This window comes from Streptomyces sp. NPDC058335 (assembly GCF_042723915.1).
In the GTDB taxonomy this organism is placed as follows: Bacteria; Actinomycetota; Actinomycetes; order Streptomycetales; family Streptomycetaceae; genus Streptomyces.
Genome location: NZ_JBHXHX010000015.1, coordinates 35,934 through 48,712, shown reverse-complemented (window position 1 = coordinate 48,712; position 12,779 = coordinate 35,934). Strand labels below are relative to the sequence as shown.

At 72.3% G+C, this 12,779-nt stretch carries 12 protein-coding genes; 8 read left to right on the top strand and 4 right to left on the bottom strand.

What is annotated here, in order from left to right; translation table 11 throughout:
• Nucleotides 1-8 precede the first annotated feature (8 nt).
• Both ACFWJX_RS27400 and ACFWJX_RS27395 read right to left on the bottom strand, forming a co-directional pair.
• Nucleotides 9-290 carry an Lrp/AsnC family transcriptional regulator gene (locus tag ACFWJX_RS27400; RefSeq protein ID WP_073491884.1) on the bottom strand — a complete coding sequence of 94 codons (282 nt, stop codon included), beginning with the start codon at nucleotides 288-290 and terminating at the stop codon, nucleotides 9-11.
• Nucleotides 287-1,021, bottom strand: a complete 735-nt coding sequence (locus ACFWJX_RS27395; protein WP_383248630.1) for a rhomboid family intramembrane serine protease — start codon at nucleotides 1,019-1,021, stop codon at nucleotides 287-289. Before ACFWJX_RS27395 ends, ACFWJX_RS27400 begins: the two co-directional genes overlap by 4 nt.
• A gap of 171 nt (nucleotides 1,022-1,192) precedes the next feature.
• On the opposite strand from ACFWJX_RS27395, the gene ACFWJX_RS27390 reads away from it, so the two are divergent.
• From ACFWJX_RS27390 to ACFWJX_RS27370, 5 genes are all read left to right on the top strand, one after another.
• Nucleotides 1,193-1,432, top strand: coding sequence for a hypothetical protein (locus tag ACFWJX_RS27390; RefSeq protein WP_086768194.1), 240 nt, complete (start codon nucleotides 1,193-1,195; stop codon nucleotides 1,430-1,432).
• 40 nt (nucleotides 1,433-1,472) lie between these two features.
• Nucleotides 1,473-2,816, top strand: a complete 1,344-nt coding sequence (locus tag ACFWJX_RS27385) for an NYN domain-containing protein (RefSeq protein WP_383248317.1) — start codon at nucleotides 1,473-1,475, stop codon at nucleotides 2,814-2,816.
• A 211-nt stretch (nucleotides 2,817-3,027) separates the two neighbouring features.
• Nucleotides 3,028-4,062 (top strand): NlpC/P60 family protein, encoded by a 1,035-nt coding sequence (locus tag ACFWJX_RS27380; RefSeq protein WP_383248315.1) that lies wholly within the window; start codon nucleotides 3,028-3,030, stop codon nucleotides 4,060-4,062.
• Nucleotides 4,063-4,290: 228 nt separating this feature from the next.
• The gene (locus ACFWJX_RS27375; RefSeq protein WP_383248313.1) at nucleotides 4,291-5,307 is read left to right on the top strand and encodes an NlpC/P60 family protein; all 1,017 of its coding nucleotides are present in this window, start codon (nucleotides 4,291-4,293) and stop codon (nucleotides 5,305-5,307) included.
• A gap of 63 nt (nucleotides 5,308-5,370) precedes the next feature.
• Nucleotides 5,371-6,570 (top strand): hypothetical protein, encoded by a 1,200-nt coding sequence (locus ACFWJX_RS27370; protein WP_383248311.1) that lies wholly within the window; start codon nucleotides 5,371-5,373, stop codon nucleotides 6,568-6,570.
• A gap of 16 nt (nucleotides 6,571-6,586) precedes the next feature.
• Here ACFWJX_RS27370 and ACFWJX_RS27365 read toward each other — a convergent pair whose 3' ends face one another.
• A complete protein-coding gene (locus ACFWJX_RS27365; protein ID WP_383248309.1) occupies nucleotides 6,587-7,111 on the bottom strand; it encodes a PadR family transcriptional regulator in 525 nt (174 codons plus the stop codon).
• A gap of 132 nt (nucleotides 7,112-7,243) precedes the next feature.
• Here ACFWJX_RS27365 and ACFWJX_RS27360 point away from each other — a divergent pair, with 132 nt between their 5' ends.
• Nucleotides 7,244-8,572 carry an MATE family efflux transporter gene (locus ACFWJX_RS27360; RefSeq protein ID WP_383248307.1) on the top strand — a complete coding sequence of 443 codons (1,329 nt, stop codon included), beginning with the start codon at nucleotides 7,244-7,246 and terminating at the stop codon, nucleotides 8,570-8,572.
• On the opposite strand, the gene ACFWJX_RS27355 is transcribed toward ACFWJX_RS27360, so the two are convergent.
• Entirely contained in the window at nucleotides 8,530-9,759 is a 1,230-nt protein-coding gene (locus ACFWJX_RS27355; RefSeq protein ID WP_383248305.1) for a glycosyltransferase 87 family protein, read from the bottom strand. The two genes, ACFWJX_RS27360 and ACFWJX_RS27355, sit on opposite strands and share 43 nt — an antisense overlap.
• 134 nt (nucleotides 9,760-9,893) lie before the next feature.
• On the opposite strand from ACFWJX_RS27355, the gene ACFWJX_RS27350 reads away from it, so the two are divergent.
• Together ACFWJX_RS27350 and ACFWJX_RS27345 are read left to right on the top strand one after the other, a co-directional pair.
• Complete coding sequence (locus ACFWJX_RS27350; RefSeq protein WP_383248303.1) at nucleotides 9,894-11,036, top strand: glycosyltransferase family 4 protein; 1,143 nt, start codon at nucleotides 9,894-9,896, stop codon at nucleotides 11,034-11,036.
• A 76-nt stretch (nucleotides 11,037-11,112) separates the two neighbouring features.
• Nucleotides 11,113-12,762 (top strand): GMC oxidoreductase, encoded by a 1,650-nt coding sequence (locus ACFWJX_RS27345; protein WP_383248300.1) that lies wholly within the window; start codon nucleotides 11,113-11,115, stop codon nucleotides 12,760-12,762.
• Nucleotides 12,763-12,779: the final 17 nt, after the last annotated feature.

The following is a 12,779-nucleotide window of genomic DNA, read 5'->3' as shown; positions in this document are numbered from 1 at the left end:
TCAGACGGTCAGGAGTCCAGGCCGATCGCGAACGCCGCCTCCAGGTCGTGCTGCGAGTACGTACGGAACGCCACGTGCGTGTCCGTCGCCTCCACGCCGGGGATCTTGCTGATCCGCCCCGGAATCATCTCGGCGAGGTCCTCGTGCTGCCGCACCCGCACCATGGCGATCAGGTCGTAGGTGCCGGTCACGGAGAACACCTCGCTCACGGATTCCAGCGAAGCGATCGACTCCGCGATCTCGGGGATCCGGTCCACGCTGGTCTTGATGAGGACGATCGCGGTGATCACGGCTGGTTCTCTCCCTCGGGGGCCGGAGCTGGGCTGCTGCTCACTCTAGTGGGCCGGGTGAACCGGGCCCACGCGTAGACGAAGCCCAGCCCGAAGCCCACGAGGTGCGCCAGGTACGCCACGCCCGGCCCCTGCCCGGCCCGCCCCGCCGCCAGCCACTGCAGCGCCGCCCAGAAGGGCAGCACGACCCAGGCCGGGAAGCGCAGCGGCAGGAAGAAGAGGAACGGCAGAAGACTGGTGACGCGGGCCCGGGGAAACAGGTACAGGAACGCGCCGAGGACCGCCGAGATCGCCCCGGAGGCGCCGACCAGGGACTGCTCGGAGTCGGCGTTGGCGGCGGCGTAGCCCAGCAGCGCCAGGCAGCCGCTGCCGAGGTAGAAGAGGGTGAACGCGACGCGGCCCATCCGGTGCTCGGTCATCGCCCCGAAGACGTAGAGGAAGAGCATGTTGCCCAGCAGATGCACCCAGCTGCCGTGGATGAACAGGGCCGTGAGGGGGGTGAGGGCGGCCCTCGGCCCGCCTTCGAACAGGTCTGCGGGGATCACGCCCCACCGGCGGAAGTAGGCGCGCTGCGCGAGCACCTGCTCCTCGCCGGTGCCGTACACCGGGTTGAAGCCCGAGGCCGGGCCGATCACGAAGACCAGGCAGCACAGGGCCATCAGGAGGTACGTCACGGGCGCCACGGGGTGGCGGACGGCCCGGCCCAGGTGCCCGCTCCAGTCGCTGATCATGGACATAGAGCATGACGTAACGGGACGTACTCAGCCGGACCGCCTCGCCGCCGTGGACGGACGGGCGGCGAGTACCCGCCAGGCCGTAGGGTTACGAGCCACATGCTCCGGGGAGCCTTGTGCGCGCCCCGGTCCCGGACGACGGACACTAGAAGGAAGCGGACGGTCACGATGACGGTTCCCCTGCCGACCGCCACGACGCGGTGGCGCTGCACTCTCTGCGGCAACCTCACGCGGTTCGACGTGACGCGCTCGTCGAAGGTCGTCGAGTACGTCCACCTCGATCTCGCCGGTGAGGCGAACGTGGAGGAGCGCGAGGTGGTCAGTGAGACCATCGAGTCGGTGCGGTGCCGTTGGTGCAACGCCGTGGATCAGGTGGAACTGGTGGACAGGCCGGGCGCCGGCTCCTGAGGACGGGGGACGGCCCCCGCACGGAATTGGGGTGTGACGGATGGTGGAGACCACGGGCGGGGGGCCGGGTGACGGCGCCGCCGAGGTGCTCGACCGTCCGCTGCCCGACGGCGTCCGCCGCCGGGTCGTGCAGATCGTCTCGGACGGCTTCGGCGGCCTGACCGTCGCCGAACTGCCCGCCCAGTTGCGGCAGTACGCCCGGTTCGCGCCCAACCGCAGGGCCAAGTTCGCGGGCAACGCGATGGCGGCCGCGCTGGAGACCGATCCGCTGTTCCGGCAGCGCATCGGGGAGAAGTTCAGAGAGGCCCAGCCGGAACTGGCCGGTGTCCTCGACTCCGGCTCGCCGCCCCCGGCCGCGGACCCGCTCGACGTGGCGGCCGCGGCCTACGTGCTGCGCCCCACCGGCTGGGTCAAGCTGGTCACCGCGGCCGGCGAGGAGGCCCAGCGGGCGGACGCCGAGCGGGCCGACGAGGAGAGCCGGGCGGAGCTGGAGCGGCTGCGCGAGCAGCTCGCCGAGGCCCGTGAGCTGACCCGGACCGAGACCGAGCGGCTGCGCACCGAACTGGACACGGCGAAACGGGAGGCCGAGTCGCTGCACCGCAAGCTGCGGTCGGCCCTCAGTGACGTCAAGCGCGGTGAGGCCGCCCTGCGCAAGCTCCGCGGCGAGTTGGACACCGTGCGGAGCGAGGGGCAGGCGCAGGTGTCCGCGGCCGAGAGCGAGTCGCGGCGGCTGAAGACCCGGCTCGGCGAGGCGGAGGCCGCGCTGGAGGCCACCCGGCGGGCGGCCCGCGAGAACCGCAGCGTCGAGGACATGCGGGTACGGCTGTTGCTGGACACCTTGCTGGAATCGGCCCAAGGGCTGCGCAGGGAACTGGCGTTGCCGCCGGTGTCGGTCCGTCCGGCGGAGACCGTCGACGCGGTGGAGCCCGGCCGGATGACCCCGAAGGACATCGCGGCCCGGGCGCTGTCGGAGAACGACCCCGCGATCCTGGACCAGTTGCTCGCCCTGCCGCAGGCGCATCTCGTCGTCGACGGCTACAACGTCACCAAGACCGGTTATCCGCAGATGCCGTTGGAGAAGCAGCGGCTGCGGCTGCTCGGGCAGCTCTCGGCGCTCGCCGCGCAGACCGGCGCCGAGGTCACCTGTGTCTTCGACGGGGCCGAGCTGGTGGCGCCGGTGCTGCTGGCGCCGCCGCGCGGGGTGCGGGTGCTGTTCTCCAAGCCGGGGATCACCGCCGACGAGCTGATCCGCCAGCTGGTGCGGGCCGAGCCGCCCGGCCGGCCGGTCATCGTCGCCTCGACCGACCGTGAGGTGGCCGACGGGGTGGCCAAGGCGGGGGCGCGTCCTGTCGCTTCTGCGGTGCTCCTGAAGCGACTGACCTGAAGGTCAACGTAAGGGGCCAATGCCCGAATTGGCGCAAACGTCACGCAACGTAGCGTCAATCGCGCGTCACTGCATGTGGGTTGTGTGTAAAGAATGCGGTCCGTCACCGACTTTTTCTGCGCCAGGATTTGAAGTGATCACAAGAAGGTCACTAGGGTCTGCCTTCGAACCTCCGCACGAGTGATCACTCACAAGAAGGAGCTCGCTCTCCGTGGCGTCCCACCGTCGACCCAAGCAGCCGAGTCGCACACGCGTGACTGTGCTGACCACCGCGGCCGCTGCCGCTGTTGCCCTCAGCTCGCAGGCCGCCAACGCCGCTCCGAGCGAGAAGCCCAGCAAGGACGAGGTCAAGTCCAAGGTCGACAAGCTCTACGAAGAGGCGGAGCAGGCCACCGAGAAGTACAACGGGGCCAAGGAGAAGCAGGAGAAGCTCCAGAAGGAGATCTCCACGATCCAGGACAACGTCGCCCGCGGCCAGGACGAGCTGAACGAGCTGCGCGACTCCATAGGCCTGGCGGCCGCGGCCCAGTACCGCTCCGGCAGCATCGACTCCTCCCTCCAGCTGTTCCTGTCGTCGAACCCGGACGACTACCTGGACAAGGCGTCCACCGCCGACCAGTTGAGCGCCCAGCAGGTCGAGTCGCTGAAGAAGATCCAGGAGAAGCAGCGCGAGCTGGCCCAGGATCGCGCGGAGGCCTCCGGCAAGCTCAAGGACCTCGCCTCCACCCGCACCGAACTGGGCAACAAGAAGAAGGAAGTCCAGGCCAAGCTGGCCGAGGCGCAGAAGCTCCTCAACACGCTGACGGCGAAGGAGAAGGCCGACCTGGCCGCCGCCGACGCCCGCGCCAGCCGCGACGCCGGTGAGCGCGTCGACCTCGGCAACACGGGCCCCGCCTCCGGCCGCGCGATGGCTGCCTTCCAGGCCGCCCAGAGCAAGATCGGCTCGCCCTACGTCTACGGCGCCAGCGGCCCGTCCTCCTTCGACTGCTCCGGCCTGACCTCCTGGGCGTTCGCCCAGGCCGGCGTCAGCATCCCGCGCATCTCGCAGGACCAGGCCAATGCCGGCACGAGGATCTACTCCCAGTCCGACCTCAAGGTCGGCGACCTGGTGATCTTCTACGGCGACCTGCACCACGTCGGTTTCTACGCGGGCAACGGCCAGGTGCTGCACGCCCCGCGCAGCGGCACGGTCGTGCGCTACGAGTCGATCAACAACATGCCGTTCCAGTTCGGCGTCCGGATCTGAGCATCCGCGCGATCGCGACACCGTGACGCCCGAACGGGCGAATCACCACGACGTGAGCTGACCCCACACCCCGCCCATGACCTGCGTCAGAGGCGGGGTGTCACGTTGTGTGGCCGCAGAGGTCGTTGGTGGGCCCCCTGTCACGGGGCTACTGTCTGCCGCGTTTCCCCCCGCCACTTGTGCCGGGGGGACGGTCTCTGTCCGCCAGTGGAAGGAGCGCGGCTTCCCGTGGGGTCCCATCGCCGCCTTGCACCGTCCGGGTTCGACCGGGGCGCCCTGTGCGTCCTGTCCGCCACGGCAGCCGCCCTCGGCGCCGTCTCCACCGCCCTACCGGCCACGGCCGCCCCGCACGAGGACACCCGGACCGAGGTGGACCGGCTCTACGAGGCCGCCGAGAAGGCCACCGAGGCCTTCAACGAGGCCGGGGAGCGGGCCGGCACCCTGCGCCGGCAGGTCGGCGACTCCCAGGACCGGATCGCCCGCAAGCAGGAGCGCATCAACGACCTGCGCGAACAGCTCGGCTCGCTGGCCGGCGCCCAGTACCGCTCCGGCGGCCTCGATCCGTCGCTGGCGCTGTTGTTCTCCGGCGACCCGGCCGACTACCTCGACAAGGCCTCCGTCCTCGACCGCATCACCACCCATCAGGCCGGTGAACTGAAGGACCTCCAGGACGCCCTGCGCGAACTCGCCCAGGAACGTGCCGAGGCCACCCGCAAGCTCGGCGAGCTGGAGAAGAGCCGCGAGGCCGTCGAGAAGCACAAGCGGACCGTCGAGCAGAAGCTCGCCAAGGCCCGGCAACTGCTGAACTCCCTGCCGTCCGCCGAGCGCGCCGCCTACGACCGGGCCTCCCGGTCCGGCCGCTCCGACCTGCCCGGCCCCGAGGGTGCCGTCGCCGCCTCGGGCCGTGCGGCCGCCGCCCTGGCCGCCGCCCGCTCCGCGCTCGGCAGGCCGTACGTGTGGGGCGCCAACGGCCCCACGGGCTTCGACTGTTCGGGCCTGATGCAGTGGTCGTACGCGCAGGCCGGGGTCGGCCTGCCGCGGACCTCGCAGGCCCAGGCGCACGCCGGGCGGCGGGTCCCGCTCTCCCAGGCGCAGCCCGGCGACATCGTCACCTACCGCTCCGACGCCAGCCATGTCGGCATGTACGCGGGCAACGGCCAGGTCATCCACGCCCCGTACCCGGGCGCACCCGTGCGGTACGACCCGGTCGGGATGATGCCGGTGTCCTCGGTGACGAGGCCCTGACCGGGGCGTGCGACGGGCGCCGGCCGGGTTCCCTCCGGGGCGGCTCACCGTACGATCGGGGGAATGGCTGGTCGCAGGCGGGCGCGCGGATCCGGAGCCGTGGGGCTCGCGGTGCTGCTGCTCGTGCTGCTCGTGGGCTGCGGCGGGCGGCCCGCCACGGACACCGCCAGGGCCGAGGTGCAGCGGGTGCTGGACCGGCGGGCCGCCGCCGTCCTGGCCCACGACGCGACCGCCTACGCCGCCACCGGGGATCCCGCCGCGTACACCCGGCTGCGGGCCGTGCCGCTGGCCGCCTGGTCCTACCGGGTCACCGCCGTACGGTCCGACGGGTCCTCCGCCGCCGTCGCGGCCGACGCGGAGCTGAGCTACCGCATCCAGGGCCACGACAGGGCCCCGGTGACCGTCGCGCGCACCCTGCGGCTGACCCGGGACGGGGCCGGGCGGTGGGCCGTGGCCTCCGAGAAGCCCGCGCGGAAGGCCGGACAGCAGCTCTGGGACCAGGGCACGGTCACCGTCGTGCGGGGCACACACAGTCTCGTCCTCGGCGTCGGCCAGTCCGGCGCGCTCCTGCGGACCTTCGCCGGGCTGGCCGACCGGGCCGTCCCCGCGGTCTCGCAGGCGTGGGGCACCGACTGGGCCCGGCAGGTCGTCGTCCTCGTACCGAAGTCGCTGGACGGCATGGCGGCGCTGCTCGGCTCGCCCGCCTCGTCCTACCGGGGGATCGCCGCGGTCACCACGGGGGAGACGGGCGGCGGGCCCGACGCGCCCGCGGACCGGGTCATCGTCAACCCGGAGGCCTACGCCGTACTCGGCCCGGTCGGCCAACAGGTCGTGCTCACCCACGAGACCACGCATGTCGCCACCCGGTCCGACACCAACGCGGCGACCCCGCTGTGGCTGTCGGAGGGGTATGCCGACTGGGTCGGCTACCGCGGCACCGGCCGCGCCCCGGACGAGGCCGCGCCCGAACTGCAGAAGACCGTCCGCGAGGGCCGGATGCCGGGGGAGCTGCCGTCCGACGGGGACTTCGGCTTCGCCGGGGACGCGGCACGGCTGGCGCGGGCGTACGAGGGCGGCTGGACGGCCTGCCGGATGATCGCCGAGCGGTGGGGGGAGGAGAAGCTCGATGCGTTCTACCGGGCCGTGGGGGAGCACGGGAAGCGGCCGGGGGCGGTCGAGGGGGCGATGGAGAGCGTCCTGGGGACGACCCTGGAGGACTTCACCGCCGAGTGGCACCAGTACCTCCAGGAGGAACTGGGCTGAGCAGCGCCCCGGCCCCTCACTCTTCCAGCGCCGCGATCGCCTCTTCGAGCCAGGCCCGTTCGGCCTCGCCCGTGGCCCGCGCGACCCGCAGCACGCCCTGCCGGAACAGGTCCCCGGCCTCCTCCGCCCGTACGGGTTCGCCCTCCCGGTAGAAGAAGCTCGACGGCGTCAGGAGGAAGTCCAGCCGACGGCGCAGCACGGCCGCCTGCTCGCGCGGGTCGGGCAGGTGACGCAGGAACGACAGGACGGTGTTGAAGCGGACCTGGTCGGTGATCTCGGTCTGCCGGGGGTGCCGCAGCCGCTCCAGCAGGTCCGCGTGGCCGGCCTCCGTCAGTGACAGCACCCGGCGCGGGGCCGCGCTCGCGCCCTCCTCGGTGTGCTGGTCGAGCTTCCCGGCCGTCACCAGCCGGGTGATCGCCGGGTAGAGGGCTCCGTCGCTGACCGGGCGGACGTGGCCGCTGAGCGCCTTGATGCGCTCCTTCAGCTCGTACCCGTGCAGCGGCTGCTCGGCGAGGAAGCCGAGGACCGACAGTTCCAGCATCGGCGGACTCCTTCCGCGGTCTCCTTCTTGCGGTCACCGGGGCCTCATGCTACCTCTTGTCGAGCTACCTCGAACCGAGGTAGCTCGACAAGAGGAACTTGGGCCGGCAGGGCCGACTGAACGGAGATCCCCGTGCGCAGCCACCGCGAGCAGCTCGTCGCGCTCGCCCGCCCGGTCTATTTCTCGCTCCTCGCCTCCGTGGCCGCCGGGCTGATCAACACCGTCTGGGTCTCCAGGCTCGGTGGGCCCGCCGTCGCCGCCGTCGCGGTGGCCACCAACACCGAGAACGTGCTGCTGGGCATCGCCCTGGTCTTCGCCTCCGGCACGACCGTGCTGGTGTCGCACGCCCGCGGCGCATGCGATACGGCGGCCGTGCGCGCGGCCGTACGGGGCGGCTGGGCGCTGTGCGCGGTGGTCACCCCCGTCGCCGCGGTGGGCGGCTTCCTGCTGCGCGAACCCCTGGCGCGGCTGGTCCTCGGCGGCGACGACGGACCCGCGCTCGGCCTCGCCGTCGCCTACTTCGCGATCTCCCTGCCGGGCGTGGCCGTCTTCTTCGCGCAGAACCTCGTCGACGGCCTCCTCAAGGGCACCGGCGACACCCGTACCCCGATGCGCCTGGCCCTGCTCACCAACGCCCTGATCCTCGTCCTCGACCCGCTCCTCATCCACTTGTACGGCGTCCCGGGCGCCGCCGCCTGCACGGTGCTGTGCCGGTGCGTGGCCCTCGGCCTGGGCCTGGTCGCGCTGCGCCGCAACACGCTGCTGAAGTCGGCCGCCGAGGTACCGGCCGGCGTGTCCACCTGGGCGGCCCTGCGGCGGACGCTGACGACCGGGCTGCCGATGTCCCTCGACTTCACGGTGCGCCAGGCCGGCGCGCTCGCGCTGGTCGCCGTCGTCGCCCGGCTCGGGGTGACGGCCGTGGCCGCGTACGCGATCGCCTACAAGATCCTCTACGTCGCCACCATGGCCTTCTACGCCGTGCGGCAGGCCGCCTCCATCCACACGGCGCACACCCTGGGCGCGGGGCGACCGGGAGAGCGGTGGGCGATCGGACGGCAGGCGCTGCTCGTCTCCGGGGCCGTCGGGCTCGTGGCGGCCCTGCTGCTGGCCGCCGCGGCGCCCTGGATCATGGCCGCCTTCGGCGCCGGGCCCGCCGTGGCGGCGCAGGGCGTGCTGTTCCTGCGCTCGGTGGGCCCGTATCTGCTGCTGACGGCCGGGTTCATCGCGCTCGGCGGGGTCTTCGAGGGCAGCGGGGGAGCGCCCGTGCTGCTGCGGGTGACCGTGCTCGGCACGGCCGTCCAGCTGCCGCTCGCGTACGCCCTGTCCGGGCTCGGGCTGCCGGGGGTGTGCCTGGCGCTGGCACTCTCGATGGCCGTGCAGTGCGCGCTGGTGGGCGTGCTGCTGCGGCGGGCGTGGCGTCAGGAGGAGACCGGCGTGCCCTTGGTACGGGCGGCGGCCTGACCGGCTTCGGCGGGCGGGGCCTCGGGGCGTGGCACCGTCGAGCGCCACAGCCGTACGGCCGCGGTGACCGTGGCCGCCGCGAGCAGGCCGTTGCGCAGGATCAGCAGGGTGAGCCCGAGGGGATCGCTCGCGACGACGTGGCCGAACCAGACCGGGAACTCCAGCACCGTCACCAGTGACGCGGCCAGCACCAGAGCGGTCGGCGGCCCCATTCTGCTGTCCCGGAAGCAGCGGCAGACGGCGGCCAGGCCGACCAGCCACACCAGGTACTGCGGGCTGATCACACGGCTGGTGACGGTGAACAGCAGGACGGCGGTGAAGGCGGCGTCCGCGAGCGTGTGCGGGGCCCACCGTGTCGCCCGCAGCCGCCACAGCAGCAGCCAGCCGAACGCGGCCACCGTCAGACCGAGGGCCGCGTCGCTCACCACACCCACGTGGGGGCCGAGGAACTCCACCGAGCCGTAGTGGAGAAGCACCTCGCCGCTCCAGCCGAAGTGCCGGGCCACATGGAAGACCAGGGCGCCCAGCGACTCCACCTCGGTGCCGCGGTCCCGCTGGAAGGAGAGGAAGGCGAAGGCTCCGGGCGCGGCCGCCGCGAACAGGGCCGACAGCACGCCGACGGTGACGGCCGCCGCGCCCCAGGCCCGCCGCCGCACGGCACCGGCCAGCAGCAGCACGGGCCACACCTTCAGCAGCGCCCCCAGACCCACCAGCGCGCCCATGAGCCGGGGGTGCCGGACACCCGAGAGCAGCGCGGCCACCGCCACCGCGGTCACCATCAGGTCGTAGCGGGCGTACACCGTCGGGCCCAGCAGGGGGACGCCCGCCACCCACACCCAGGCGCCGCGCGGGGAGCGGCCCGCGCGCAGCAGCAGGACGAGGACCGCGAGGTCGGCGAGGAAGGCCAGGACGAAGAAGGCCGACGCGTAGTCCAGGAAGGGCAGCAGGCCGGGGGAGAGGATCGCGAGGGCGGCGGCGGGCGGGTACTGCCAGGTGACGTCGTCCACCGGGAAGGTGCCGGTGCTCAGCACGTCGTACCAGCCCTGGTAGATCACCGACACGTCCGTGGTGACGTCCGGGCCCGGGAAGACGTACACCTTGAACACGCACAGCAGCAGCGCGAGCCGGGTCACGCCCCAGGTGCCCAGCAGGCCCGTCAGGCTGGTCGGGGAGCGCCTGTCGTCCATGAACTCCACCTGTGTCCCTGTTCGTCCGCCTTGGTAAGGGTATGTGGGTCATATGATCTCCCGCCCGGCTGTGCGTGACCCGTGCGGCACGGCCGGGCGCGGCTGTGAGGAGGGTTTGGATAGGGTCGGCGGCGATGCACAAGACCTTGATCGTGACGAACGACTTCCCGCCCCGTCCCGGCGGCATCCAGGCGTTCCTGCACAACATGGCGCTGCGCCTCGACCCCGAGTGCGTCGTCGTCTACGCGTCCACCTGGAAGCGCGGCCGGGAGGGGACCGAGGCGACGGCCGCCTTCGACGCCGAGCAGCCCTTCACCGTCGTACGGGACCCCACGACGATGCTGCTGCCGACGCCAGGCGCGACCCGGCGGGCCGTCGGGCTGCTGCGCGAGCACGGGTGCACGTCCGTGTGGTTCGGGGCGGCCGCGCCGCTCGGGCTGATGGCGCCCGCGCTCAGGAAGGCCGGCGCCCGCCGGCTGGTGGCCACCACGCACGGCCACGAGGCCGGCTGGGCGCAGCTGCCCGCCGCCCGGCAGCTGCTGGGGCGGATCGGCGAGGCCACCGACACGATCACCTACCTCGGCGAGTACACGCGCTCGCGGATCGCCACGGCGCTGAGCCCCGAGGCCGCGGCCCGCATGGTGCAACTGCCGCCGGGCGTCGACGAGAAGACCTTCCACCCCGGCTCCGGCGGCGACGAGGTCCGCGCCCGTCTCGGGCTCACCGACCGCCCGGTGGTGGTGTGCGTCTCGCGGCTCGTCCCGCGCAAGGGTCAGGACACGCTGATCCGGGCCATGCCCCGCATCCTCGCCGCCGAGCCGGAGACCGTGCTGCTCGTCGTCGGCGGCGGACCCTACGAGAAGCACCTGCGCCGTCTGGCCCACGAGACCGGTGTCGCCGCCTCCGTACGCTTCACCGGCTCCGTCCCCTGGTCGGAGCTGCCCGCCCACTACGGCGCCGGGGACGTCTTCGCCATGCCGTGCCGCACCCGCCGGGGCGGACTCGATGTCGAGGGCCTCGGCATCGTCTACCTGGAGGCCTCCGCGACCGGCCTCCCCGTCGTCGCCGGCGACTCCGGCGGCGCCCCCGACGCGGTGCTCGACGGCGAGACCGGCTGGGTGGTGCGAGGCACCTCCCCCGAAGACACGGCCGACCGCGTCACCGCCCTCCTCGCCGACCCCGAGCTCCGCCGCCGCATGGGCGAACGAGGCCGCCGGTGGGTGGAGGAGCGGTGGCGCTGGGACCTGCTGGCGGAGAGCCTGAAGACGCTGCTGTAGTGCCGACGCCCCGGACGGCGCCCCAATGCCGCCGCGGCCACTAGGCGGAACCGAATAATCCGCCCATGCTGCCCACATGACACCAAACCTGATACATCGTCACTTGACGAGACGTCAAATCCTGGGCACGGCAGCCCTGCAAACGGCAGCCGCCCTGGGTTTCACCCGTATCACCCTCACCTCCGCCCAAGCCGCAGAGCCGGACGAGGAGCCCGACGCGGTCGACAACGCGCCGGCGATCGTCGTCGGCTCCGGCTACGGCGCCGCCGTGGCCGCCCTCCGCCTCGGCCAGGCAGGCATCCGCACCCTCGTCCTGGAGATGGGCCGCCTCTGGAACAGCCCCGGCTCCGACGGCAAGGTGTTCTGCTCCACCAGCGCCCCCGACCAGCGGTCCATGTGGTTCCGCACCCGCACCGAGGCCCCGCTGGCCAGCTTCCTCTGGCTGGACGTCGTCAACAGGGACATCAGCCGCTACCCCGGCGTCCTGGACCGCGTGCACTTCGCCGACATGTCCGTCTTCGTGGGCCGCGGGGTCGGCGGCGGCTCCCTGGTCAACGGCGGGATGGCGGTCACCCCGCTCCGGTCGTACTTCGCCGAGCAGTTCCCGACCGTCGATGCCGCCGAGATGTACGGCACGTACTTCCCGCGGGCCCGTTCGATGCTCGGCGTCAACAGCGTGGACCCCGCCTGGTTCGAGGCGACGGACTGGTACAGATTCAGCCGCGTCTCCCGCAAGCACGCGCAGAACGCCGGCCTGAAGACCACCTTCGTGCCCAACGTCTACGACTTCGGGTACATGCAGCGCGAGGCGGCCGGCACGGCGGCGAAGTCGGCGCTGGCCGGCGAGGTCATCTACGGCAACAACCAGGGCAAGCGCAGCCTCGACAAGACGTACCTCGCCGCCGCGCTCGGCACCGGCAACGTCACCATCCACACCCTGGAGAAGGTCCGCGCGATCAGCCGGGCCGCCGACGGCACGTACGTCCTGACCGCCGACCGCATCGACGTCACCGGGAACGTCGTCGAGACCAAGCAGTACGGCTGCACGTACCTGTTCCTCGGCGCCGGCAGCCTCGGCACCAGCGAACTCCTCGTCCGCGCCCGGGAGACGGGCACGCTGCCCGCGCTGAACGCCAGCGTGGGGGCCGGCTGGGGAACCAACGGCAACGTGATGCTCGGGCGGGCGAACCACCTGCGGGACACCGTCGGCGCGAACCAGTCGACCATGCCGGTCATGGGCATCGACGACTGGGCGAACACCGCCAACCCCGTCTTCGCGGAGATCGCCCCGCTGCCGACGGGCCTGGAGCACTGGGTCAGCCTCTATCTGGCGATCACCAAGAACCCGCAGCGGGCGGCGTTCACGTACGACCCGGCGTCGGGGACGGTGAAGCTCGGCTGGAGCGCCGCGCAGAGCGCCGTGTCCGTCGGCATGGCGAAGAAGCTGTTCGACCGGATCAACGCGGCGAACGCGACGATCTACCGCTACGACCTGTTCGGCGGCTCCAACAAGGTCTTCGCCGACGACTTCACCTACCACCCGCTGGGCGGCTGCGTGCTCGGCAGGGCGACCGACGACTACGGCCGGGTGAAGGGCTATTCGCGGCTGTACGTGACCGACGGCTCGCTCGTGCCGGGGTCGATCGGGGTGAACCCGTTCGTCACCATCACCGCGCTCGCCGAACGCACGATGGCGCGGGTCCTCGCCGAGGACACCGCGCCATGACGCTCCGCCAGGAGAAC

Coding starts and splice junctions, on each gene's coding strand:
- ACFWJX_RS27345 (WP_383248300.1), top strand. CDS start 11,113: ATGACACCAAACCTGATACATCGTCACTTGACGAGACGTCAAATCCTG.
- ACFWJX_RS27370 (WP_383248311.1), top strand. CDS start 5,371: ATGGCTGGTCGCAGGCGGGCGCGCGGATCCGGAGCCGTGGGGCTCGCG.
- ACFWJX_RS27355 (WP_383248305.1), bottom strand. CDS start 9,759: ATGGACGACAGGCGCTCCCCGACCAGCCTGACGGGCCTGCTGGGCACC.
- ACFWJX_RS27365 (WP_383248309.1), bottom strand. CDS start 7,111: ATGCTGGAACTGTCGGTCCTCGGCTTCCTCGCCGAGCAGCCGCTGCAC.
- ACFWJX_RS27385 (WP_383248317.1), top strand. CDS start 1,473: ATGGTGGAGACCACGGGCGGGGGGCCGGGTGACGGCGCCGCCGAGGTG.
- ACFWJX_RS27395 (WP_383248630.1), bottom strand. CDS start 1,021: ATGATCAGCGACTGGAGCGGGCACCTGGGCCGGGCCGTCCGCCACCCC.
- ACFWJX_RS27350 (WP_383248303.1), top strand. CDS start 9,894: ATGCACAAGACCTTGATCGTGACGAACGACTTCCCGCCCCGTCCCGGC.
- ACFWJX_RS27390 (WP_086768194.1), top strand. CDS start 1,193: ATGACGGTTCCCCTGCCGACCGCCACGACGCGGTGGCGCTGCACTCTC.